22 protein-coding genes are annotated in these 22,013 nt (G+C 72.6%); 14 read left to right on the top strand and 8 right to left on the bottom strand.

Annotation, left to right across the window (positions count from 1 at the left end):
• The first annotated feature begins 21 nt into the window (after positions 1-21).
• The 3 genes from K1X13_RS01215 to K1X13_RS01205 all read left to right on the top strand — a co-directional run bounded on the left by K1X13_RS01215 (position 22) and on the right by K1X13_RS01205 (position 3,872).
• Positions 22-1,443, top strand: a complete 1,422-nt coding sequence (locus tag K1X13_RS01215) for a glycosyltransferase (RefSeq protein WP_221023230.1) — start codon at positions 22-24, stop codon at positions 1,441-1,443.
• A gap of 40 nt (positions 1,444-1,483) precedes the next feature.
• Positions 1,484-2,314 carry an aldo/keto reductase gene (locus K1X13_RS01210; protein ID WP_221023229.1) on the top strand — a complete coding sequence of 277 codons (831 nt, stop codon included), beginning with the start codon at positions 1,484-1,486 and terminating at the stop codon, positions 2,312-2,314.
• 241 nt (positions 2,315-2,555) lie between these two features.
• Complete coding sequence (locus K1X13_RS01205) at positions 2,556-3,872, top strand: DUF2252 domain-containing protein (RefSeq protein WP_221023228.1); 1,317 nt, start codon at positions 2,556-2,558, stop codon at positions 3,870-3,872.
• Here K1X13_RS01205 and galK read toward each other — a convergent pair.
• The gene (gene galK / locus K1X13_RS01200; protein ID WP_221023227.1) at positions 3,865-5,052 is read right to left on the bottom strand and encodes a galactokinase; all 1,188 of its coding nucleotides are present in this window, start codon (positions 5,050-5,052) and stop codon (positions 3,865-3,867) included. The two genes, K1X13_RS01205 and galK, sit on opposite strands and share 8 nt — an antisense overlap.
• A gap of 89 nt (positions 5,053-5,141) precedes the next feature.
• Here galK and K1X13_RS01195 point away from each other — a divergent pair, with 89 nt between their 5' ends.
• From K1X13_RS01195 to K1X13_RS01175, 5 genes are all read left to right on the top strand, one after another.
• Positions 5,142-5,528 carry an ankyrin repeat domain-containing protein gene (locus K1X13_RS01195; protein WP_221023226.1) on the top strand — a complete coding sequence of 129 codons (387 nt, stop codon included), beginning with the start codon at positions 5,142-5,144 and terminating at the stop codon, positions 5,526-5,528.
• 91 nt (positions 5,529-5,619) lie between these two features.
• Positions 5,620-6,924 (top strand): class I SAM-dependent methyltransferase, encoded by a 1,305-nt coding sequence (locus K1X13_RS01190; protein ID WP_221023225.1) that lies wholly within the window; start codon positions 5,620-5,622, stop codon positions 6,922-6,924.
• On the top strand, positions 6,924-7,736 hold the full coding sequence (locus K1X13_RS01185) for a DUF1295 domain-containing protein (protein WP_221023224.1): 813 nt from the start codon (positions 6,924-6,926) through the stop codon (positions 7,734-7,736). The genes K1X13_RS01190 and K1X13_RS01185 overlap by 1 nt, the downstream gene beginning before the upstream one ends.
• Positions 7,733-8,188, top strand: a complete 456-nt coding sequence (locus K1X13_RS01180) for a peroxiredoxin (RefSeq protein WP_221023223.1) — start codon at positions 7,733-7,735, stop codon at positions 8,186-8,188. Before K1X13_RS01185 ends, K1X13_RS01180 begins: the two co-directional genes overlap by 4 nt.
• A gap of 49 nt (positions 8,189-8,237) precedes the next feature.
• Positions 8,238-9,674 carry a GuaB1 family IMP dehydrogenase-related protein gene (locus K1X13_RS01175; RefSeq protein WP_221023222.1) on the top strand — a complete coding sequence of 479 codons (1,437 nt, stop codon included), beginning with the start codon at positions 8,238-8,240 and terminating at the stop codon, positions 9,672-9,674.
• A gap of 87 nt (positions 9,675-9,761) precedes the next feature.
• Here the strand turns inward: K1X13_RS01175 and K1X13_RS01170 are convergent, their stop codons facing one another.
• Together K1X13_RS01170 and K1X13_RS01165 are read right to left on the bottom strand one after the other, a co-directional pair.
• Positions 9,762-11,444, bottom strand: coding sequence for a BCCT family transporter (locus K1X13_RS01170; protein WP_308249323.1), 1,683 nt, complete (start codon positions 11,442-11,444; stop codon positions 9,762-9,764).
• A gap of 281 nt (positions 11,445-11,725) precedes the next feature.
• Positions 11,726-12,103, bottom strand: a complete 378-nt coding sequence (locus tag K1X13_RS01165) for a DUF2784 family protein (RefSeq protein WP_221023220.1) — start codon at positions 12,101-12,103, stop codon at positions 11,726-11,728.
• 101 nt (positions 12,104-12,204) lie between these two features.
• Here K1X13_RS01165 and K1X13_RS01160 point away from each other — a divergent pair, with 101 nt between their 5' ends.
• Both K1X13_RS01160 and K1X13_RS01155 read left to right on the top strand, forming a co-directional pair.
• Complete coding sequence (locus K1X13_RS01160; protein WP_221023219.1) at positions 12,205-12,759, top strand: nucleosidase; 555 nt, start codon at positions 12,205-12,207, stop codon at positions 12,757-12,759.
• A gap of 126 nt (positions 12,760-12,885) precedes the next feature.
• Positions 12,886-13,383 (top strand): DUF427 domain-containing protein, encoded by a 498-nt coding sequence (locus tag K1X13_RS01155; RefSeq protein WP_221023218.1) that lies wholly within the window; start codon positions 12,886-12,888, stop codon positions 13,381-13,383.
• A 13-nt stretch (positions 13,384-13,396) separates the two neighbouring features.
• Here the strand turns inward: K1X13_RS01155 and K1X13_RS01150 are convergent, their stop codons facing one another.
• The 5 genes from K1X13_RS01150 to K1X13_RS01130 form a co-directional block, all read right to left on the bottom strand.
• The gene (locus K1X13_RS01150) at positions 13,397-14,215 is read right to left on the bottom strand and encodes a LysR substrate-binding domain-containing protein (RefSeq protein ID WP_221023217.1); all 819 of its coding nucleotides are present in this window, start codon (positions 14,213-14,215) and stop codon (positions 13,397-13,399) included.
• Positions 14,216-14,390: 175 nt separating this feature from the next.
• Complete coding sequence (locus K1X13_RS01145) at positions 14,391-15,182, bottom strand: SGNH/GDSL hydrolase family protein (RefSeq protein ID WP_221023216.1); 792 nt, start codon at positions 15,180-15,182, stop codon at positions 14,391-14,393.
• Between the two features lie 49 nt (positions 15,183-15,231).
• The gene (locus K1X13_RS01140) at positions 15,232-16,353 is read right to left on the bottom strand and encodes a M20 family metallopeptidase (RefSeq protein WP_221023215.1); all 1,122 of its coding nucleotides are present in this window, start codon (positions 16,351-16,353) and stop codon (positions 15,232-15,234) included.
• Positions 16,350-17,657 carry an MFS transporter gene (locus K1X13_RS01135; RefSeq protein ID WP_221023214.1) on the bottom strand — a complete coding sequence of 436 codons (1,308 nt, stop codon included), beginning with the start codon at positions 17,655-17,657 and terminating at the stop codon, positions 16,350-16,352. The genes K1X13_RS01140 and K1X13_RS01135 overlap by 4 nt, the downstream gene beginning before the upstream one ends.
• 105 nt (positions 17,658-17,762) lie before the next feature.
• Positions 17,763-19,211: a DUF2252 domain-containing protein gene (locus K1X13_RS01130; protein ID WP_221023213.1), complete on the bottom strand. Its 1,449-nt coding sequence runs from the start codon at positions 19,209-19,211 to the stop codon at positions 17,763-17,765.
• Positions 19,212-19,403: 192 nt separating this feature from the next.
• On the opposite strand from K1X13_RS01130, the gene K1X13_RS01125 reads away from it, so the two are divergent.
• From K1X13_RS01125 to K1X13_RS01110, 4 genes are all read left to right on the top strand, one after another.
• Entirely contained in the window at positions 19,404-20,036 is a 633-nt protein-coding gene (locus K1X13_RS01125; RefSeq protein WP_221023212.1) for a GAP family protein, read from the top strand.
• 65 nt (positions 20,037-20,101) lie between these two features.
• Positions 20,102-20,506 carry a hypothetical protein gene (locus K1X13_RS01120; RefSeq protein WP_221023211.1) on the top strand — a complete coding sequence of 135 codons (405 nt, stop codon included), beginning with the start codon at positions 20,102-20,104 and terminating at the stop codon, positions 20,504-20,506.
• Between the two features lie 102 nt (positions 20,507-20,608).
• On the top strand, positions 20,609-20,986 hold the full coding sequence (locus K1X13_RS01115; protein WP_221023210.1) for an SHOCT domain-containing protein: 378 nt from the start codon (positions 20,609-20,611) through the stop codon (positions 20,984-20,986).
• A 50-nt stretch (positions 20,987-21,036) separates the two neighbouring features.
• Complete coding sequence (locus K1X13_RS01110) at positions 21,037-21,981, top strand: YhjD/YihY/BrkB family envelope integrity protein (protein ID WP_221023209.1); 945 nt, start codon at positions 21,037-21,039, stop codon at positions 21,979-21,981.
• Positions 21,982-22,013: the final 32 nt, after the last annotated feature.

Below are 22,013 nucleotides of genomic sequence, written 5' to 3'. Positions count from 1 at the left end.
GCCAGGCGGGAGCATGGCCTCATGTGGGAGATCGAGATCCAGCCGGTCCCGCTCGAGCGGCTCGCGGACCTGCTGTCGCCCCAGCGGGCGGACCGGCTGGAGAAGTACGCCCAGCGGGCGCGCCACCTGCTCCGGGACCGGACCGTGTGGAACATCAACGCCACGGGCCGGGGCGGCGGTGTCGCGGAGATGCTGCAGACGCTGCTCGCCTACGGCCGCGGCGCCCAGGTCGACACGCGGTGGCTGGTCCTCGACGGCGACTCCGACTTCTTCGCCATCACCAAGCGGCTGCACAACTACCTGCACGGCTCGCCGGGGGACGGCGGCGAGCTGGGGGAGAAGGAGCACGAGCACTACACCCGGCTGCTCGACTACAACCTGCCGATGGCCAAGCGGGTGGTCCGCCCCGGCGACATCGTGCTGCTCCACGACCCGCAGACCGCCGGCATGGTCGACGGCCTGCGCGAGCTCGGCGCGAACGTGGTGTGGCGCTGCCACGTCGGCCGGGACACCACCACCGAGCTGACCGACCGCGGGTGGGCGTTCCTGCGCCCCCACCTCGAGCGGGCCGACGGGTTCATCTTCTCCCGGCAGGCCTACGTCCCGGACTGGGTCCCGCACCAGCGGGTGGTGATCATCCCACCGTCGGTGGACCCGTTCAGCGCGAAGAACATCCGGCTCACCGACGCCGAGACCCGCGCCGCCCTGGGCCAGGCCGGCCTCGTGGAGACCGCCTACAGCCAGGAGCACCTCGAGTTCACCCGCCGCGACGGCTCCACCGGCCGGCTGCGCACGCACAGTGGCCTGGTGCTCGGCTCGGGACCGATCCCGGGCGACGTACGCCTCGCGGTCCAGGTCAGCCGGTGGGACCGGCTCAAGGACATGGTCGGGGTGCTCGCCGGGTTCGTCGACAACCTCGCGATCTTCCCCGACGACGTGCACCTGGCCCTGGTCGGCCCCGAGACGTCGGGCGTCAGCGACGACCCCGAAGGCGCCCAGGTCCTCGAGGAGTGCCGGGCGCTGTGGGAGGCGCTGCCCGACGAGGCCCGCCGCCGGGTGCACCTGGTGTGCCTGCCGATGGGCGACGTCGACGAGAACGCCCGCCTGGTCAACGCCCTCCAGCACCGGGCCACGGTGGTGGTGCAGAAGAGCCTCGTGGAGGGGTTCGGGCTGACCGTCACCGAGGCGATGTGGAAGGCCAAGCCGGTCGTGGCGTCCGCGGTCGGCGGCATCCTCGACCAGATCGACGACGAGGTGCACGGGCTGCTGCTCGAGGACCCCACGGACCTCGACGCGTTCGCGAAGGCCCTCGCACGCGTCGTTCGCGACCCGGTGCTGGCCACCGGGCTCGGCGAGGCCGCGCGGGTGCGCGTGCAGGACGAGTTCCTCGGCGACCGTCACCTGATCCAGTACGTCGAGCTGTTCGGGGCGCTGCTCGGCTGAGCCCGGCGTCCCGCTGCGTCGCCTGGCTAGGGTGGGCGGCATGAGCCACGACGTGCACCCGCTCGTACTCAACAACGGCGTCCGGATCCCGCAGCTCGGCTTCGGCGTCTACAAGATCCCGGAGGCCGCCACCCGCGACGCGGTCCTCACCGCGTTCGCGGCCGGCTACCGGCACATCGACACCGCGGCGCTGTACCGCAACGAGCGCGGGGTCGGCGAGGCGGTCCGCGAGTCCGGGCTGCCGCGCGACGAGGTGTTCGTGACCAGCAAGGTCTGGAACGACGACCACGGGTACGACGCCACCCTGCGTGCCTTCGACGCGAGCATGGAGCGGCTCGGGCTCGACGTGCTCGACCTGTACCTGATCCACTGGCCGGTGCCGCGGCTCGACCGGTACGTCGACACCTGGCGAGCCCTGGAGCAGCTGTACCGCGACGGACGGGTCCGCGCGATCGGCGTCTCGAACTTCCAGCCCGACCACCTGCGCCGCCTCCTCGACCGCACCGACGTGGTGCCGGTGGTGAACCAGGTCGAGCTGCACCCCTACCTGCAGCAGGAGAAGCTGCGCGTCGCGCACGAGGAGCTCGGGCTGCTCACCGAGGCGTGGGCACCGCTCGCCCGCGGCGGGGAGCTGCTCGCCGACCGGGTGGTGCTCGGCCTCGCCGACAAGCACGCGCGGACCCCGGCGCAGGTCGTGCTGCGGTGGCACCTGCAGCTCGGCAACGTGGTCATCCCGAAGTCGGTCACGCCGGCCCGGATCGCGGAGAACATCGCGGTCTTCGACTTCGCGCTCGACGAGGACGACATGGCCGTGCTCGCCTCGCTGGACCGCGAGGGGCGGACCGGGGCGCACCCGGACCACCTGGGCTGAGCGGCCCGCCCGCGGACGGTGCACGCGCGACGCCGTACGCCCGTCCCCGAGCCCTGGGGGAACGGCCACCCGGCGTTCACCCGGCGTCCCACGGGGTCGGCCACGCTGGGGTCATGAAGATCCCGTTCACCACGCTGGGTGCTCTGGTCGCCTACTTCGTCTGGTCCTCGACGTTCGCCGACGCCACGCGCGACGTGCTCGCGGCGATGGGGCGCTGAGCGCACCCCGCTAGCATCGCGGGATGGAGAGCAACGAGTCCCGCAAGCGGCTGATCATCGACGTCCTCGAAGACGCCTTCGCGGACCTGATGAAGGCCGATCCCCATGCCTTCCGGGTGAAGTACCGGAAGATGGCGGCCGACCCGTTCGCCTTCTACCGCGGCACCGCGTGCCTGTTCTACGCCGACGTCACGAAGATGCGCGACCGGTTCGCCGACGACCAGGCCGACGCGATCTGGATCCACGGCGACCTGCACGTGGAGAACTTCGGCACCTACCTGAACTCCGACGGCCGGCTGGTCTTCGACGTCAACGACTTCGACGAGGCCTACATCGGTCACTTCTCCTGGGACCTGCGCCGGTTCGCGGCGAGCCTGGCGCTGATGGGCTGGCAGAAGGCGCTGCCGGAGAGCGACATCCGGGCGCTGATCGGCAAGTACGTGCGCTCCTACCTCGCCCAGGTCGACCACTACGTCACCTCCGAGACCGACGACGACTTCGCGCTGTACCTGCACAACACCGAGGGCCCGGTGCACGAGCGGCTCGTGAAGGCCCGCGGCTACCGGCGGGCCGGCCTGCTCGACAAGGTGACCCGGATGGAGGAGGAGTCCCGGGTGTTCCGCGAGGACGCCACCACCCGGCGGCTCGGGAAGGCCGAGGAGCGCACGGTTCTCAAGGCGTTCGACGACTATCTCGCGACGATCCCGGAGTCGAAGAAGTTCGACCGGGAGCTGTTCTACGAGGTGCGCGACGTGGTCGGGAAGTCCGGCTTCGGGATCGGCAGCGCCGGGCTGCCGGCCTACAACGTGCTCGTCGAGGGCTACAGCCAGGCGCTCGACAACGACGTGGTGCTGTCGATGAAGCAGGCCAACGTCCCGGCGCTGAGCCGTTTCGTGGAGACCTCGGACGTCGAGCGGTTCTTCGACCACGAGGGGCACCGCACCGTGGTCAGCCAGCGGGCGCTGCAGGTGCACACCGACCCGCTGCTCGGCTACACCAGCATGGACGGCGTCGGGTACGTCGTCTCCGAGGTGTCGCCCTACGAGGTGGACCTCGACTGGTCCGACATCAACGAGCCCGACGAGATGGCGATGGTCGTGGACAGCCTCGGCCGCGCCACCGCGAAGGTGCACTGCGCCTCGGACGAGGACAGCGACCAGGACCTCGTCGACTTCCAGGTGGAGGCCGCGATCGCCCGGGTGCTCGACGGACGCCGCCGTGAGCTCACCGAGGACGTGACCGAGTTCGCGCTCTCCTACGCCACCAAGGCGCGGCGCGACCACAGCCTGTTCGTCGACGCGTTCCGCGAGGGTGAGATCGGCGGCGTGACCGCTACCTGAGCCGGCGCGCGCCGTCGCTCGGGACGCCGTGCAGGAACCCGGGTGCCGGCCAGCCGCGGGTCGCGAACGTCTCGGCCACCGCGGCCGCCGCGGCGTCGACCCCCGCCCGGGGGAGCAGCGCGATCGCGGACCCGCCGAACCCGCCGCCGGTCATCCGGGCACCGAGGGCGCCGTGCGCGCGGCAGGTGTCGACGACCGCGTCGAGCTCGTCGCAGGAGATCTCGAAGTCGTCGCGCATGGACTCGTGGGAGGCCTCGAACAGCCGGCCGAGCGCGGCGTAGTCGCCGGCGCGCAGCACCTCGGCGGCCTCGTCGACCCGGGTCATCTCGGTGAGCACGTGGCGGGCGCGACGCCGTACCCGCTCGTCGGAGATCCCCTTGAGCGCGCCGTCCCGGTCCTCGACCTCACGCAGCGAGGAGACGCCGAGCGCTCGCGCGGCCTCCTCGCAGTCGGCCCGCCGCGAGGCGTAGCCGCCGTCGGTCAGCTCGTGGGAGGCCCGGGTGTCCACGACGAGGAGCTCGAGGTCGTGCGCGGCGGGGTCCCACGGCAGCTGGGTGGTGGTCCAGTCGCGGCAGTCGAGCAGGAGCGCGTGCCCGGCGAGGCCGAACATCGCGACCGTCTGGTCCATCCCGCCGGTGGGTGCCCCGGCCACCTCGACCTCGGCCCGGATGCACGCCCGGACCAGCGTGCGTCGTACCTCGTCGTCCACCTCGACCCCGGCGACGTGCGCGAGCCCGAGCGCCACCGAGCACTCCAGGGCCGCGGAGCTCGACAGGCCGGCGCCGACGGGCACCCGGGAGTCGACGGCGACGTCGAGCCCCGGGAACGTCCACCCCTCCTGCTGCAGCGCCCAGACCACGCCGGCCACGTAGGTGGCCCACCCGTCGACCCGGCCGGGACGGAGCGTGCCGAGCGTGCCGGCCCAGCCGGACTCCTGCTGCACGCTGCTCACCGTGACCCGGTCGTCGTCGCGGACCGCGAGGGCGGCGTACGTCGCGTGCGGCAGCGCCATCGGCAGGCAGGAGCCGTCGTTGTAGTCGACGTGCTCGCCGATCAGGTTGACCCTCCCGGGCGCCGCGAACACGCCCACCGGGGCGCGGCCGTGCAGCGCGGTGAACCGCGTGGTCAGGGCGTCGGAGATCTCGCCGGGGTCGCCGGCGGCCACGTGCTCGATGCTCATGCGCGTCACTCTACGGGCGTACGACGAGCGGTCCGCACGTGTCCACCGGGGGTGTGACCGGGCCGCGCGACGGCTGCGAGAATCGGTCCATGGCAGAGGAGACCGAGGGACCCGACGAGCGGCTCGTGGAGCTCGCGCACCAGATGTTCGACCTTGCGCGGGCCGGTGAGGCCGACCAGCTCGAGGCCTACGTCCGGGCCGGGGTCCCGGTCGACCTCACCGACGCGTCCGGCAACACGCTGCTGATGCTCGCGGCGTACCACGGGCACACGGACACCGTGCAGGTGCTCGCCGGGCTCGGCGCGGACGTGGACCGGGCCAACGACCGGGGCCAGACCCCGCTCGCGGGCGCGGTGTTCAAGGCCGAGCCCGAGGTGGTCGCCGCCCTCGTCGCGGCCGGCGCAGACCCGGACGCCGGGACGCCGAGCGCGCGGGAGACCGCGGCGATGTTCGGCACCAGCGGGCTTCTCGGGTAGCCCGGGCCGCGAGCAGGTGAGCCGTGACCAATCCGGGGTACCGCGGAGGACGAACCCGAACCGAGCGCCGCCACCTGCCAGAAGGGCCGAGATGACCCCGACCACGCCCCCCACCCGGACCGACCGCACCCCGGACACCGGCTCCGTCGCCGCCGAGCTCGGCGCGGTCCTGCTGCCGTTGTTCGGCGGCACCCTGCCGCTGCGTCTGCGCGCGTGGGACGGGAGCAGCGTCGGGCCGGAGGACGCCCCGACCGTCGTCGTGAAGGACCCGGCCGCGCTGCGCCGGCTCGTCTTCGCCCCCGGCGAGCTCGGTCTCGCCCAGGCCTACGTCACCGGGGAGATCGACGTCGAGGGCGACCTGCTCGACGGCTTCCGCCGGGTGTGGCGGGCCGCCCGCGAGCAGGGCGCCTCCCCGCGGCTCAACCCCGCCGCGGTGACCTCCGGCGTGCGGACCGCCTTCCGCCTCGGCGCGGTCGGCCTGCCCCCGGCGCCGCCGCGCTCGCAGGCCCGGCTCCGCGGCCGGCTGCACAGCCTGCGCCGCGACGGCGACGCGATCGCGCACCACTACGACCTCTCCAACGACTTCTACGCGCTGATCCTCGACCCGCACATGGCCTACTCGTGCGCCTACTTCACCAGCGCGGACCCCGGCTACACGCTCGAGGACGCCCAGCGCGACAAGCTCGACCTGGTCTGCCGCAAGCTCGGCCTCGAGACCGGCGGCCGGCACCTCGACATCGGCTGCGGCTGGGGCTCGCTGTCCCTGCACGCGGCGCAGGAGTACGGCGTCTCGGTGGTCGGCGTCACCATCTCCCGGGAGCAGAAGGCCTTCGTCGACGCGCGCATCGCCGAGCGGGGCCTGGAGGACCGGGTCGAGATCCGGCTCCAGGACTACCGCGACGTGCCCGACGAGCCGTTCGACACGATCTCCTCGATCGAGATGGGCGAGCACGTGGGGGAGAGGAACTACCCCGTGTACGCCGCGCAGATCCACCGGCTGCTCCGCCCCGGCGGGCGGATGCTGGTCCAGCAGATGTCGCGGACCACCCGACCCGGCGGCGGCCCCTTCATCGAGGCGTTCATCGCCCCCGACATGCACATGCGCCCGGTCGGCGAGACCGTCGGCTTCCTCGAGCGTGCCGGCCTCGAGGTCCGCGACGTGCACGCGATGCGCGAGCACTACGTCCGCACCGTCGACGCGTGGTACGCCACCTTCGAGGAGAACTGGGACCGCGTGGTCACCCTGGTCGGCGAGGAGGTGGCCCGCGTGTGGCGGCTCTACCTCGTCGGTGGCGCCCTCGCGTTCGAGGAGGGCCGGATGGGCGTCGACCAGATCCTCGCGGTCCGGCCGTCCACCGACGGGCGCAGCGGGCTCCACCCGGTGCGGCAGGTGTGATGGTGGAGCTCGACACCGGGTCGTTCCTGGCGGCGCTCCCGCTCACGGCGCTGACCGTGGTGCTGGTGCTCGGGGTGACCTTCGCCGTCGCGCTACGGGTCGGCCGGCACGCGGTGGTCGACGTGGCCTGGGGGCTGGGGTTCGTCGCGGTCGCCGCGACGGCGTACCTGCTCTCGGCCGGGGACGGCGACGGCGTCCGCCGGACCCTGGTGCTGGCGCTGACCGCGGTGTGGGGCCTGCGGCTGGCCTGGCACATCGCCCGCCGCTCCCGCGGCCACGGGGAGGACCCCCGCTACGCCGCGCTGATGGCGAAGGCGCCGGGCAACCCGAACCTCTACGCGCTGCGGAAGGTCTACCTCACCCAGGGCGCGGTGATGTGGTTCGTCTCCCTCCCGGTCCAGCTGGCGATGTTCCAGACCGTCGGGCCCGGCCGGCTGGCCTGGATCGGCGTCGGGGTGTGGGCTCTCGGTTTCGCGTTCGAGACCGTCGGGGACCACCAGCTGCACCGCTTCCGCACCGACCCCGCGACGAAGGGCCAGGTGCTCGACACCGGCCTGTGGCGCTACACCCGGCACCCCAACTACTTCGGCGACGCCTGCGTCTGGTGGGGGATCTCGCTGGTGGCCTTCGACGCCTGGCCCGGGATCCTCACCGTCCTGTCGCCGGTGGTGATGACCTGGCTGCTCGCGAAGGGCACCGGCAAGCCGCTGCTGGAGAAGGACATGGCCGAGCGCCGGCCAGGCTACGTCGACTACGTCCGTCGCACCAGCGGCTTCGTCCCGCTGCCACCCAGGAGGAGAGAGCACCCATGAAGACCCTCACCGAAGGCTCCCCGGCGCCCGACTTCGAGCTGCCCGACCAGGACGGCAAGCCGGTCCGGCTGAGCGACCTGCTCCTCGCGGGGCCCGTCGTGCTGTTCTTCTACCCCGCGGCGCTGACGTCGGGCTGCACCAAGGAGAGCTGCCACTTCCGCGACCTCGCCGCCGAGTTCGCCGCGGCCGGCGCGCAGCGGGTCGGGATCAGCGCCGACAGCGTCGAGCGGCAGGGGGAGTTCGACCGCGCGCACGACCTCGGCTACCCGCTGCTGTCGGACCCCGACGGTGCGGTGGCGACGTCGTACGGCGTGCGCCGCAAGTACCTCACGCCGGTGAAGCGGGCCACCTTCGTGATCGGCACCGACCGGGTCGTGCACAGGGTCGTCGCCAGCGAGTGGCGGATGGACGTGCACGCCGACGAGGCCCTCGCCGCGCTGCGGACCCTGTGAGCAGCGAGCCGGGACGTGCGCCCGCGCCGAGGGGTAGACTCCTGAGCTCGTGCGCTTCCTCAACGAGTCCCGGCCCCCTTACGACCTGACCTACGACGACGTCTTCATGGTCCCGCGTCGTTCCGACGTGGGGTCGCGGTACGACGTCGACCTCTCCACCTCCGACGGCACCGGGACCACGATCCCCCTCGTCGTCTCCAACATGACCGCGATCTCGGGCCGCCGGATGGCCGAGACCGTGGCCCGCCGCGGCGGCATCTCCGTCATCCCGCAGGACATCCCGCTGCCCGTCGTCGCGGACGTGGTGTCGTGGGTGAAGTCGCGCCACCTCGTCTTCGACACCGCGATCACCCTCGAACGCCATCTGACCGTGGGCGACGCCCTCGCGCTGCTGCCCAAGCGCGCCCACCGTGCCGCCATCGTGGTCGAGGACGGCCGGCCGGTCGGCGTGGTCACCGAGGACGACTGCCTCGGCGTGGACCGGTTCACCCAGGTGCACGAGGTGATGACCGCCAAGATGGTCACGCTGCCCGACGACGTCGACCCCCGCACCGCCTTCGAGCGGCTCGACGAGGTCCGCCGCCGGCTCGCCCCCGTGGTCGACGCCGACGGCCGCCTGGTCGGCGTGCTGACCCGCACCGGGGCGCTGCGCTCCACGCTCTACACCCCCGCGGTCGACGCCGCCGGGCACCTCCGCGTGGCGGCTGCGGTCGGCGTGAACGGGGACGTCCGGTCCAGGGCGGAGGAGCTGCTGGCCACGGGCGTCGACTGCCTCGTGGTCGACACCGCGCACGGTCACCAGGACCGGATGGTCGAGGCGCTGGCCGCCGTACGGTCGCTGGACCCGCAGGTCCCGGTCGCCGCCGGCAACGTGGTCTCCGCCGAGGGCGTGCGCGAGCTGGTCGAGGCCGGCGCCGACATCGTCAAGGTCGGGGTCGGACCGGGTGCGATGTGCACGACCCGGATGATGACCGGCGTGGGCCGTCCGCAGCTCTCCGCGGTGATGGAGTGCGCGGAGGCCGCCCGTGAGCTGGGCAAGCACGTGTGGGCCGACGGGGGAGTGCGCCACCCGCGTGACGTCGCGCTGGCCCTCGCCGCCGGTGCGTCCGCGGTGATGGTCGGGTCCTGGTTCGCCGGCACCTACGAGTCGCCGGGCGACCTGCACGTCGACGCCGACGGCCGCGCGTACAAGGAGAGCTTCGGGATGGCCTCGGCCCGCGCGGTGGCGAACCGGACGAGCACCGAGACCGCGTTCGACCGCGCCCGCAAGGGGCTGTACGAGGAGGGCATCTCCTCGAGCCGGATGTACCTGGACCCGGAGCGGCCGGGCGTCGAGGACCTGATCGACCAGATCTGCGCGGGCGTGCGCTCCGCGGCCACCTACGCCGGGGCCCGCTCGCTGGCGGAGCTCCAGGACCGGGCCGTCATCGGCGTGCAGTCGGCCGCCGGCTTCCACGAGGGACGGCCGCTGCCCTCGGGCTGGTGATCTCGGGGACCCCCGGACACCAGTCGTCCGGGTGAGCGTGCGCCGTAGCGCACCCTCACCCGGACGTCGTGGGTGTCGAGCGGTGGGTCAGCGGACGATGTCGCCGGCCCTGCTCGGCGTGGTGTCCCCACCGGAGAGGACCGACTCGTCGCTCGGCTCCACGGTCAGCGCGAAGTCGTCACCGTGCAGCGTGACACCGGTGACCACGGCCTGCTCGATCGCCTCGGCCGCGTAGCGCTTGCGGACCATCATCGGGTCGTTGCGCAGGTCCTTGACCAGCGCGGCGGCGAGTCCGATCATCACCAGCGCGAACGGCAGGGCGGCGACGATCGTGATCGTCTGCAACCCGGTCAGCGCCGAGTCGCCGCCGACGAGCAGCATCACCGCCGCGACCCCGCCGGTGGCGGCGCCCCAGAAGATCACCGTCTTGCGGCTCGGCTCGTGGGTGCCCCGCTCGGAGAGCGAGCCCATCACGATCGAGGCGGCGTCGGCGCCGGAGACGAAGAAGATCGCCACGAGCACCATCACGAGCACGCTGGTGATGGTGGCCAGCGGCAGCTCGCCGAGCATCGAGAACAGCTGGCCCTCGGCGGACCCGTCGCCGACCAGGTCGGTGCCGGCGCGCTGGATGTGGATCGCCGCGCCACCGAAGATCGCGAACCAGACCAGGCTCACCAGGCTCGGCACCAGCAGCACGCCGGTGACGAACTGGCGGATGGTCCGGCCGCGGGAGATCCGGGCGATGAACATGCCGACGAAGGGCGTCCAGGACATCCACCAGGCCCAGTAGAAGACGGTCCAGCCGGAGAGCCAGGTGGCCATGCCGTCGCCGCCGGCGGCGTCGGTCCGGGCGGACATCATCGCGAGGTCCTGGAAGTAGCTGCCGACCGCGGTCGGGATCAGGTCGAGCATGAACACCGTCGGGCCGGCGACGAAGACGAACGCCGCGAGCGCGATGGCGAGCACCATGTTGATGTTGGACAGCCACTGGATGCCCTTGGCGACACCGGAGACCGCCGAGACGATGAAGGCGATCGTGAGCGCCACGATGAGGATCACGAGGAGGGAGTTGCCGACCTTGCCGAGCCCGGTGACGATCTCGAGGCCGCTGCCGATCTGCAGGGCGCCGAGGCCCAGCGAGGCGGCCGAGCCGAACAGCGTCGCGAAGATCGCGAGGATGTCGATGACGCGTCCGGCGCCACCCTTGGCGCGGCGCTCACCGATCAGCGGGATGAAGGCGGAGGAGATGAGCTGTGAGCGGCCCTTGCGGAAGGCGCCGTACGCGACGGCGATGCCGACGACGGCGTAGATCGCCCACGGGTGCAGGGTCCAGTGGAACAGCGTGGTGGCCATCGCGGTCTGGACGGCCTCGGGGTTGCCGGCGCCGCCGGTCCCGGGCGGGGGGGTCACGAAGTGGGTGAGCGGCTCGCTCACGCCGTAGAACATCAGGCCGATACCCATCCCGGCGCTGAACATCATCGCGATCCAGGAGACGGTCCTGAACTCCGGCTCCTCGTCGTCGGTGCCGAGCGGGATGCTGCCGAACCGGCCGGCCGCCAGCCAGATTACGAAGACGACGAAGCCAGAGGCGAGCACGACGAACAGCCAGCCCATGTTGTGCACGGTCCAGTCGAGCGAGGTCGACGAGGCCGAGGCCAGTGACTTGGTGCTGAGGAAGCCCCACAGCAGGAAGCCCACGGCCAGGGCTGCGGTGACGCCGAAGACGACCTTGTCGACCTTGCCGTAGTGGCGGTCGCGGGTCTCGTTCACGGGCGCATCGAGCGCGGGGTGGGGCTCGTCGTTCGGTGAGCGCTCCCCGGTCGGATCGGTCTGTGTGTTGGTGTCTATCGCCACTGCGTGTCGACGCCGCGTCGCGGCGCCCCTCCGTTTCTCGTGGTGGTCGAGTTCCTGGGCGGTGCCGGCCCCGGCGCGGTCCTCGCGGCGGCTGGGTCCAGGCACAGCCTCCTAGGCTTACCCACGTACCGGTGGTATCCAAACGTGTGTGGGGCCACTCACGTCACCCGGCCGTCCGGGGCGGGGGTGCGGACGGCTCAGAGGGGGAGCGCGGGACGGTCGGCGCGGCGCCCCAGGTGGTGGACCGCGACGACGACGTACGAGGTCAGGACGACCACCGCGCTGAGGTGCCAGACCGCCTCCTGCCACTCGGCGGGGTAGTAGACGCCGGCGACGTGGTGGGAGATGAACGTGCCGGCGTACGGCGCGCCGCCGTCGAGCTCGATCAGGTCCTTCTCGAGCAGGGTCAGCGGGCAGGCGCGAGCCGCGACGGTGCCGACCACGCCCCAGATCACGCCGAGCCCGTGCGGGACGAGCCAGCGCACGTCGAGCAGACCGAGGAACCCACCGAGTAGCACGAAGAGCAGGTAGCCGAGGTGGAGCACGACCACCGCCTGTGCCGCGATGCCAGCCACAGCCTCACGGTAGGGGTTCGGGGACACCCCCGGGAGTGTTTTTCGTCCCGACGCGGCGGGACGACGGGCCGGCCCCGGGCGCATCTCATAGGCTGCGACGCGTGAACCGTCAGCCGCTCGTCGTCGCCGCCACCCACGCGGAGGCCGCCCACGTCCCCGATCACCTGCCGCTCGTGGTGACCGGGCTCGGGAAGACCGCCGCGGCCGTCGCCACCGCCCGCGCCCTCTCCGAGCGCGACCCCGAGCGCACGCTGGTGGTGAACATCGGCACCGCCGGCGCCCTCCGGGACGGGCTGAGCGGGCTGCACCTGCCCGGCACCGCGCTGAACCACGACATGAACGCCGACGCGGTCCGCGCCCTCGGGTACGACCCCCAGGAGCTGCTGGTCATCGACGAGGGGGACGAGACCGTGCTGGCGTCGGGCGACGTGTTCGTCACCGACCCCGTGGTCCGGGCCGCGCTCGCCGCCCGGGCGCACCTCGTCGACATGGAGGGCTACGCGGTCGCCTACGCCTGCCGGCAGTACGGCGTGCCGGTCCGGCTGGTCAAGCACGTCTCCGACAACGCCGACGAGTCCGCGCTGGACTGGCCCTCGGCGGTCGCGGCGAGCGCCCGCGCCCTCGGCGCCTGGCTCGAGGAGCAGCTCGCCCGCTGACCGGTCTGCGACGCACGAGGTCGAGGTCGGTGAGGCGGGCAACCCTGGTCACCGCCGGAAGCCGCCGGGTAGCGTGGGTCGGCAGGCCGCGCGGCTGCGCACGCTGCTCGCCTGAGGAGGAGCTCGATGCGTCGTCCCCAGCCGGAGCCGCCGGGCCCGGGCCAGGAGTCGGTGTGGGACTACCCGCGCCCGCCGCGGATCGAGCGCTCGCGGGCGACGGTCGAGGTCGTGCTCGGCGGGATGACCGTCGCGCGCACCAGCACGCCGCTCCGGGTGCTGGAGACCAGCCACCCGCCCACCTACTACCTGCCGGCCACCTCCTTCGTCGAAGGCGCGCTGCGCCCGGCGGAGGGAAGGTCGTTCTGCGAGTGGAAGGGCACGGCGTCCTACCTCGACGTCCTCGCCGGCGACGTCGTCGCGGAGCGGGCGGCCTGGCACTACCCGCAGCCGACGGCGGCGTTCGCCGAGCTGATCGGCCACGTCGCGGTCTACCCCGGGCTGATGGACCGCTGCCTCGTCGACGGCGAGACCGTCGTGCCGCAGCCCGGCGGGTTCTACGGCGGCTGGATCACCTCGGCAGTCGTCGGCCCGTTCAAGGGGGAGCAGGGCACCTCGTTCTGGTGACCGGTCGCCCGGGTCAGCGGCCCCCGGCGCGCCGGCCGCCGCGACCGCTGCGGCCTCCGCCGGCGGGGCGCTTGCCGGCAGACCGGGAGCCGGTCTGCCGGGCCGACCTCCCGCCCGCCTTCCCGCCCTTGGTCCCGCCGCCCCTCGCGGCGGCCTTGCCGCTCGACGCCCGGTCCGTCGGTGCGGCGGGCTCCGCGGCGCGGGAGCTGCGCTCGGTGCGTCCGCGGACGATGCCGATGAACGTGTCGATGCGCTCGTCCGTCGCGTCCGCGGGCCAGGCCAGGCCGACCTGCGACTCGGCGACACCGGTCACCGGCCGGTAGGTGACGTCCTTGCGGTGGTGCAGCCGGGCCAGCGACATCGGCACGACCACGATCCCGCCGCCGCTCGCGACCACCTCGACCGCCTCGCGCAGCGTCATGTCCGGGAGCGGCAGCCGGCTGCCGTCGCGGAGCTCGGTGGCCACGTCACGCCACTCGGGGACGTCGTCGGGGTCCTGCAGCAGGTGCTCGTCGGCGAGGTCCTCGACCGACACCTCCTCGAACGCCGCGACGACGTGGTCCGTGGGGACGACGACCACCGGGACCTCGTGGTAGAGCGGGATCAGGCTCAGCCCCTCGCGGTCCACCGGTAGCCGGACGAAGCTCATGTCGGCGCGCCCGTCGTACAGCACCCCGAGCTGGTCCTCGGCAGGGGTCGGCAGGAGCTCGAGCGGGGTGCCGGGCAGCCGCTGCTCCCAGGTCCGCGCCCACTTCCCGGGGGTCACCCCGGGGGCGAACGCCACCCGGAAGGGGTGGGTGTCGCGGCCCGGCTCGGCGGCGTCATCGGTCATCACGGTCCGCCTCTCGCGGTCCGCCCACGGCGGGGCACGAGGTGTCAGGTTAGTCCACGCCGCAGGGCGCCGTACCGGCCACGGCGCGGTGCCCGATCCACGCGCCCGCACGCGCTGCCTGCCACCGCAGGGGTTCGATGCGCTGACGCGGCGCGGCCGTGCCGGGAGAACGGGGTCAGTCGGGCTGCCGCACCGGGCCCAGGACGGTCCGCTTGGGCTGGACCAGGTCGCCCGACGACCGGCCGCGCAGTCGCCGCACCACCCACGGGCCGAGGTGGTCGCGCGTCCACTCGACGTGGCCCCGGACCGCGTCGCGGCGGGGGAGCGACGCGGCGGCCGGCAGCGGTTCCGCCCAGTCCGTCCCCTCCGGGGTGTGGCCGAGGACGCTGAAGGCGTGCAGCGCCACCCGCCGGTGTCCCTCGCCGGTCAGGTGCAGCCGGTCCTCGGCCCACATCCGCCAGTCCTGGAGCGCGGTCATGCCCCACTGGTCCACGACGTAGGCGCCGTGCCGGCGGGCGATCGAGTGGATGTGCGCGGTGTACGTCGCCACCCGGCCACGGGTGTGCCTGATCACCGGGGCACCCTTCGGGTCCACCGGGGTCACCATCAGCACGTCGGCGCCCGTCGCGCGGAGGGTGGCGACGGCTCGCTCGAGGCGTGCGGCGAGGGCGTCGACGTCGGCGCGGGGCCGCAGGATGTCGTTGCCGCCGCCGACCACCGAGACGAGGTCCGGGTCGAGCCGCAGCGCTTCGTCGAGCTGGCGGCCCACCACGTCGTCGAGCTTCCGGCCACGCACGGCGAGGTTGGCGTAGCCGAAGTCCCGTCCGGCCGCCGCGGCCCGCTCGTCGAGCAGCGCAGCGAGCCGGTCCGCCCACCCGACGTAGCGGTCGGGGTGCGACGGGTCGGCGTCGGACATGCCCTCGGTGAACGAGTCGCCGAGGGCGACGTACCTGGTCCAGATCTTCACGAGCGAGAACGTACCTCGCGCGGCTCCGGAGGTCCGCCGGGACGGGGTGTCAATGGCCGAGACCACACCAGCGGTCGAGCAGCTCGGCGTACACCGCGACGGCCTCGTCGACCCGGCTGACCGAGCACCACTCGTCGGCGACGTGGCACTGCTCGGGCTCGCCGGGTCCGAGCACCACGGTCGGCACGCTCGAGCCCTGCTCGGCCAGCAGCGGCCCGAGCGCGGAGGCGTCGGTGAAGTAGCGGGCCGGGGGAGCCGGCTCGGCGGGCAGGCCCACCGCCTCCAGCGACTCCGCGACCAGCGCCAGGAACGGGTCGTCGAGTGCGGTGTCCAGCGGCGGCAGGTCCACGTGGTCGGCCACGGTCACGCCGGGGCCGGCCAGCGAGCCGACCAGGTCACGCAGCGCCTGCGGGTCCACCGACGGCACGGTGCGCAGGTCGACGTACATCTCGGCGCTGTCGGGTACGACGTTGGGCTGGACGCCGCCGCGGAGCACACCGACGTTCGCCGTCACCGGTCCGAACCCGTCCTGGACGGGCCAGCCGGCGTGGTCGTGGACCGCGACCGCGGCCCGGGCCAGCCGCACCACGGCGTTGTCGCCGAGCTCCGGCGCCGAGCCGTGAGCCGCCACGCCCGCTGCGGTGAGCCGCAGCCACAGCGCCCCCTTGTGTGCGGGCACCAGCCGGTTCCGGGTGGGTTCGGCGACCACGAGCGGGCCACCGGTGCGCAGTGCCGTGCGGGGGATCCGGAGCGCCCCGGTGCAGCCGGTCTCCTCGCCCGCGGTGAGCACCACCTGCACCCCGCGGCAGTCGTGGGGGCGGCCGCCGTGACGGGTGACCGCCACGAGCGCGGCGGCCACTCCGGACTTCATGTCGCTGGTGCCGCGGCCGACCATCCGGTCGCCGTCCCGCGCGGCGGACCAGGGGTCCACCGACCAGTCCGCCGGGGTGGCCGGCACCGTGTCCAGATGCCCGGTGAGGGTGAGCGGCGCCGTCCGGTCGCCGAGGTTCGCGACGAGCTGCTCGCGGCCGCCCTCGAAGTCGACCAGGGCGGTGGAGAGCCCCGCCTTCTCCAGCAGACCGGCGCAGGAGCGGGCGAGCTCGCCCTCCCCGGACGCGACCGACCGTGCGCGGACGAGGTCGGCGAGGAGCGCCACGGCCTCGGAGGTCATCGGAGGTCCGAGCCCTTGGTCTCCGGCAGGGTGAGCACGGTGAGGAAGCCGATCACAGCCCCGGCGGCGACGTACCAGAAGAACCAGCTCGCGTGCCCGGCGTCGCTGAGCGCCTGGATCACCAGCGGCGCGGTGCCGCCGAACACCGCGACGGTGAGGTTGTACCAGGCGCCGATGCCCAGGCCGCGGAGCTCGGTCGGGAAGAGCTCGCTCATGATCGCGGGGGCGATGGAGCTGAGCAGGCTGTAGAGCCCGAGCCCGGTGCAGAACACCAGCAGCAGCCCGCCCATGCCGACGCCGGGGGAGACCACCGTCGACAGCGGGACGATCAGCACGGCGATCCCGGCGGTCCACACGAGCATCTGCGGCTTGCGGCCGAACCGGTCCGAGAGCCAGCCGAAGGGGTACTGCAGCACCACGAACAGCGCGGTGGCGATCGACAGCGCGGTGAACACCTGCCCGTCGTCGGCGCCCTGGGACTTCACCGCGTACGGCGCCAGCGCCGAGAAGAACGTGTAGTAGCAGAGCGTCGAGAGCATCGTGAAGCCGATGAGCTGCGCGACGGCCTTGGGGTGCTCGCGCAGCGTGGTCCTCAGCGGGTGCTTGAGCGCCTCCGCCTTCTCCTTGCTCTCCTCGAAGTGCTCGGTCTCGGCCATGTCGCGGCGCAGCCAGAGGCCGACCAGACCGAGCAGGCCGCCGACGACGAACGGGATCCGCCAGCCGTAGCTCGCCAGCGCGTCGTCGCTCATCTGGCTGGCGAGGACGGCGCCGAGCAGCGAGGCGAGCAGCACGGCGCTGCCGGTCGAGGTGTAGAAGAACGCCGAGTAGCGGCCGCGCCGCTCCGGTGGGGCGATCTCGGCCAGGTACGCCGAGGCGTTGGAGACCTCACCGCCGAGGGACATCCCCTGCGCGACCCGCGCGGCCAGCAGAAGGATCGGCGCCAGCCAGCCGGCCTGGTCGAACGTCGGCAGCAGCGCGATCGCCATGGACCCGCCGGCCATCAGCGTGATGGTGAGCATCATCGCCTTCTTGCGGCCCCGCAGGTCGGCGTAGCGGCCGAGCAGGTAGCCGCCGAGCGGACGGAAGAAGAAGGCGAGGGCGTAGGTCGCGAAGGTGCTGAGCAGCGCCAGCGACTCGTTCTCCTTGGGGAAGATCTGCGTGGCGAAGTAGATCGAGAACGTCGCGTAGACCGTCCAGTCGTACCACTCGACCGCGTTGCCGACACTGGCCGCGACCAGCGTCTTGACCGGAAGCCGGTGTCGTTCGTCGGTCCCCCGGGCAGGGGTGGTCCGGGTCTCTGTCATGCCGTCTCCCGAGAAGTGGACGTGCTGGAGCCGAGTAGTTCCCGGTCAGAATGTCCGAGTTGGGGAGAGACGGCAAGGGTTTGGCCGGCCGTGTCGGCCGCGGCTTCAGGACTGGGTCAGCGGCTCCGGCGTCGCGTCGGACGGTGCGTCGGGGTGTGGACGGCCGAGGAAGAGGTCGCGGCGGGCGACGGCGGCGAACCGCGCGTAGTCCTGCTCGTTGAGGTCCGCATAGGCCTGCGCGAAGGCCTCGACGGCGTGGGCGAAGGCGTCGTCGTGGCCGAGGTAGGAGGCGATCGCGATCCGGTCCCCCGAACGGGCGTGGGCCCGGGCCAGGGTCCAGGCGCAGAGCTCGCCGTACAGCCGCATCCCCTTCGGGATCATCGCCTCGACCGGCAGGGAGCCCTTCCAGTCCTGGAGCTGGCGGAGGTAGAAGTCCCGGCTGACGCCGTCGATCCCGACGACGGTCTGGGAGCCGAGGAAGATGTCGCTGGTGGCCTGCATGATCCGCTGGCCGGTCACCACCCGCACGCCCTGGCTCCCCGAGTTCGCCCGGGGCAGGAACGGCGCCAGCGCCGAGGCCCCGGCCTCCTTGACCTGGAGGAAGAGGGGGTCGTTCTCGTCGCGTCCGATCAGCAGGATCACCCAGCACCGGGTGCCCACACTGCCGACCCCGACCACCTTGCGGGCCATGTCCACGAAGTCGTAGGAGCGGACCAGCTCGCGCGGGCCGGGCGGGAGCGTGCCGGAGTACTGCCGGACCATGCCCTTCACCTGGGCGGCCGCCTCCTCCTCCGACCGGTCCGTCACGACCTGGGAGAGGGGAACGAGCAACGGGGGGTCCGCGACGAAGCGGCGCCGGCCGTCGACGACCGCGGTCAGCTTGTTCAGGGAGCGGAGGTGGTCCCGGCCCCGGGCCTTCTTGACCGTGCGGTCGAGCCGCTTGGACATCGTCTTCGAGAGGTCCGCACCGAGCTCGGCCTGCAGCTCGTCCACGTCGACCCGTGCGTACCAGACGGCGAGGTTCCCGAGCTCGGCGAAGGCGTGCATCGCGAGCTGGTAGCGACGTACGGCGGCGAGCACGATCTTGCGGGCCTGCTTGTCCGCGTATCCGTTCTGCCGGGCGGCGACGGCCAGGCTCGCCGCCAGCCGCTTGACGTCCCACTCCCACGGGCCGGGCAGGGTCTCGTCGAAGTCGTTGACGTCGAAGAGGAGGTGCCGTTCGGGGGAGGCGAACATGCCGAAGTTCGACAGGTGCGCGTCGCCGCACAGCTGGGCGGTGAGACCGGTGTTGGGCTGGCGGGCCAGGTCGCCCGCCATCACCCCGGCGCCGCCCCGGAAGAAGGCGAACGGCGAGGTGAGCATGCGGCTGTGGCGCAGCGGCACCAGCTCCTGGAGGCGCGACGGGGTCTCGTCGGCCAGCACCTGGACCGGGTCGGGGCGACCGGTCGTGTTGAGCTCCGCGTGGGTCTCGGCGGGGACGCGGGTGCGCATCTGGGCGCCCAGACGCGCGCGCGTCTCGGCAGCCGAGGGGTGGGTGACTTTCTCGGTCATCATGGCCTCACCCAACTGGTCCGGGGGAGGGGGCGCATCCCCCGTCCGGGGTGAACCGGCGTGCAGGCCCGGCCCGTGACGCGTGGCGCCGCGCACTCGTCCGGGGTGGATGATGCGCCGTCCCCCGCGTGCGGTCAGGGTCGACGACGCGGGCGCTGCCGACGTGCCCTGCCGAGGTGCCCTGCGAGGTGGCCGATGACGGACTTTCTGAAGGTGCTGCCGCTGGCGGTCGTGATGGTCGCGGGACCCCAGATCATCACGGCCATCATGCTCGCCACGAGCGTTCGGCCCCGGGCGAACTCGTCCGGGTACGTCGGCGGCGCGATGCTGGCCGCGGTGTTCAACACCTGCCTGTTCTTCTTCCTCGCTCGGGCACTCGGGCTCGCGGCCGGCGGGGGAGCCTCGCACACGGCGGTGGACTGGGTGCTCCTGGTCGTGCTGCTGGCCGCGGCGGTGATGGTCTTCACCGGACGGAAGACGTCGGACCCGCCCGCGTGGATGAGCAAGCTCCAGGGGGAGTCCCCCGGCGGCGCCTTCCGGCTGGGACTGTTGCTGTTCCTGCTGATGCCGACCGACATCATGATGGAGTTCACGGTGGGCGCGTACCTCGCCGGCCACGACCTCGCGCTGTGGCACTCCGCCGGGTTCCTGGGCCTCACGGCGCTGCTGATCGGCTCCCCGCTCCTGGTCCTGCTGCTGATGGGCAGGCGTGCCGACACCGTGCTGCCTGCGACGCGCGACTGGATGCAGACGAACGCGTGGGTGGTCAGCGAGGCCGTCATCGCGCTGTTCGTGGTGATGCAGGTCAACTCGATCGTGACCGCGTAGCGCCGGCACCACTCGTCCTCCGAGGGGGATGCGGGATGTCTGGTCCACCGCGCAGCCTGGCTCCCATGACACGAGCTCGACGTACGACGGCCGCCCTGTCCTGCCTGCTCGCCCTCGCGGCGGGCCTCACGGCCTGCGGCGACTCGCCCGCGGTCTGCGACGACGTCGACGCCCTGCGCGCCTCCCTCGACAACCTCCAGTCCGCGAACCTCGGCGAGAACGGGCTCGACGCCATCACGACCGAGCTGCAGACGATGCGCAGCGAGCTCGACCAGCTCAGCGAGGACGCGCAGGACGAGTACTCCGAGCAGATCAGCCAGGTGCGCTCCCGCGCCACCGAGCTGAGGGAGGGCATCAAGACGACCGCGGAGACGCCCTCGGCCGCCGCTCTGGCCGACGTCCGCGGTGACCTCAGCGCCCTCGGCACCGCGGTCCAGGAGCTCGGCTCGGCCGTGGCCGACAGCTGCTGACCTTCGTGCCCGTGGAGTCATCCGCTGGAGATGAGGCGGCCGTGCGGGCATAAGGCGAGACTTCGGTTACGGGGGTCTCTCGTCACACGAAAGGAATCTGGGATGTCGTTCTGGGACATTGTGTGGTTCATCTTCATCACCTTCGCCTTCGTGGCGTACCTCATGGTGATGTTCTCGATCATCACCGACCTCTTCCGTGACCGGGAGGAGTCCGGAGTCATGAAGGCGGTCTGGATCGTCGCCCTGATCTTCCTGCCGCTGATCACCTCGCTCGTCTACCTGATCGTCCGGGGCAAGGGCATGTCCGAGCGGTCCGCGCAGACCGCGCAGGCGGTGAAGCAGCAGCAGGACGCCTACATTCGCGAGGTCGCGGGCAAGGCCACGCCGGCCGACCAGATCGCGCAGGCCCGGGCGATGCTCGACGCCGGCGTCATCAACCAGACCGAGTTCGAGCGGCTCAAGGACAAGGCTCTGGTCTGACGCTCCCTGGCGCCCGCGGCCGAGGCGGCACGCCCGCCCGGCCCCGGGGCATGCTCACAACGGCGCACCCGGAGGGCAGAACGCTGACCGTTCCCCACCTCGCGGCCGTCGTCCGCCGGCTCGAGAGGACCTTCGTCGGCCGGTGTGCCGCGTCCTTCGTCGACCTTGCCGGGATCGACCGGGCGATGGTGATCGCCTCGCAGGCCTTCACCGCACTGATCCCCCTGTTCATCCTGACCTCGGCGTTCGCTCCGACGGGGGACGAGGACACCGTCGCCGAGGGCCTGATCAGCCGCTTCGACCTGGCGGGCGACGCCGCGACCGCGGTCCGGACCCTGTTCGCGCACTCCACCGACAGCACCACCGGGGTGCTGAGCGTGGTGCTGCTCGTCTTCTCGGGGCTCTCACTCGCCCGGCGGATGCAGCGGATGTACCTCGACGCGTGGCGGCTCGACCCGCTGCAGGGGGTGCGGGGCTCGCTGAACGCGGCGCTCGGTCTGGCCGCCCTGCTGCTCGAGGTCCTGCTGCTGTCCCTCGCGCGCACCCTCGTGCGCGGGCTGCCGTTCGACAGCCTGTTCGGCCCCGTGCTGTCCGCGTTGGCGGGCATCCTGCTGTGGACGTCGATCCCGTGGCTGCTGCTTGACCGCCGGGTCGCGTGGCGGCGACTGCTCCCGGCCGGGCTGCTCACCAGCGTCTGCGCCAGCGTGTACGGGGTGGTCTCGACGGTCTCCATGCCGAGGTTGATGGAGAGCTACAGCGAGCGGTACGGCCTCTTCGGGGTCACCCTGGCGCTGGTCGGGTGGCTCCTGACCGTGTCGATGATCATCGTCGCCTCGACCGTCGTCGCCGCCGAGCTCGACCGGGCCGAGGAACCCTGGGCCCGGCGGGTGCGGAGCCGGTTCGGCATCGATGACGGCGGCGGCCGTCCCGGCGCGTCGGCGGTACCGGCCGGTGGCGAGCCCGGGGACCGGCTCGGACTCCCTCCGCAGGGATGATGCCGGGCGGGGCGTGCGGCTCGATGATGGGC

The organism is Nocardioides jiangsuensis (genome assembly GCF_019679455.1).
GTDB lineage: Bacteria > Actinomycetota > Actinomycetes > Propionibacteriales > Nocardioidaceae > Nocardioides_C > Nocardioides_C jiangsuensis.
The sequence above is the reverse complement of the archived record's forward strand: the minus strand, read 5'-3'. Positions and strand labels throughout refer to the sequence as shown.

Coding starts and splice junctions, on each gene's coding strand:
- K1X13_RS01155 (WP_221023218.1), top strand. CDS start 12,886: ATGCGTCGTCCCCAGCCGGAGCCGCCGGGCCCGGGCCAGGAGTCGGTG.
- K1X13_RS01115 (WP_221023210.1), top strand. CDS start 20,609: ATGTCGTTCTGGGACATTGTGTGGTTCATCTTCATCACCTTCGCCTTC.
- K1X13_RS01180 (WP_221023223.1), top strand. CDS start 7,733: ATGAAGACCCTCACCGAAGGCTCCCCGGCGCCCGACTTCGAGCTGCCC.
- K1X13_RS01120 (WP_221023211.1), top strand. CDS start 20,102: ATGACACGAGCTCGACGTACGACGGCCGCCCTGTCCTGCCTGCTCGCC.
- K1X13_RS01205 (WP_221023228.1), top strand. CDS start 2,556: ATGGAGAGCAACGAGTCCCGCAAGCGGCTGATCATCGACGTCCTCGAA.
- K1X13_RS01140 (WP_221023215.1), bottom strand. CDS start 16,353: ATGACCTCCGAGGCCGTGGCGCTCCTCGCCGACCTCGTCCGCGCACGG.
- K1X13_RS01125 (WP_221023212.1), top strand. CDS start 19,404: ATGACGGACTTTCTGAAGGTGCTGCCGCTGGCGGTCGTGATGGTCGCG.
- galK (WP_221023227.1), bottom strand. CDS start 5,052: ATGAGCATCGAGCACGTGGCCGCCGGCGACCCCGGCGAGATCTCCGAC.
- K1X13_RS01190 (WP_221023225.1), top strand. CDS start 5,620: ATGACCCCGACCACGCCCCCCACCCGGACCGACCGCACCCCGGACACC.
- K1X13_RS01215 (WP_221023230.1), top strand. CDS start 22: ATGTGGGAGATCGAGATCCAGCCGGTCCCGCTCGAGCGGCTCGCGGAC.
- K1X13_RS01210 (WP_221023229.1), top strand. CDS start 1,484: ATGAGCCACGACGTGCACCCGCTCGTACTCAACAACGGCGTCCGGATC.
- K1X13_RS01130 (WP_221023213.1), bottom strand. CDS start 19,211: ATGATGACCGAGAAAGTCACCCACCCCTCGGCTGCCGAGACGCGCGCG.
- K1X13_RS01110 (WP_221023209.1), top strand. CDS start 21,037: ATGCTCACAACGGCGCACCCGGAGGGCAGAACGCTGACCGTTCCCCAC.
- K1X13_RS01185 (WP_221023224.1), top strand. CDS start 6,924: ATGGTGGAGCTCGACACCGGGTCGTTCCTGGCGGCGCTCCCGCTCACG.
- K1X13_RS01150 (WP_221023217.1), bottom strand. CDS start 14,215: ATGACCGATGACGCCGCCGAGCCGGGCCGCGACACCCACCCCTTCCGG.
- K1X13_RS01135 (WP_221023214.1), bottom strand. CDS start 17,657: ATGACAGAGACCCGGACCACCCCTGCCCGGGGGACCGACGAACGACAC.
- K1X13_RS01195 (WP_221023226.1), top strand. CDS start 5,142: ATGGCAGAGGAGACCGAGGGACCCGACGAGCGGCTCGTGGAGCTCGCG.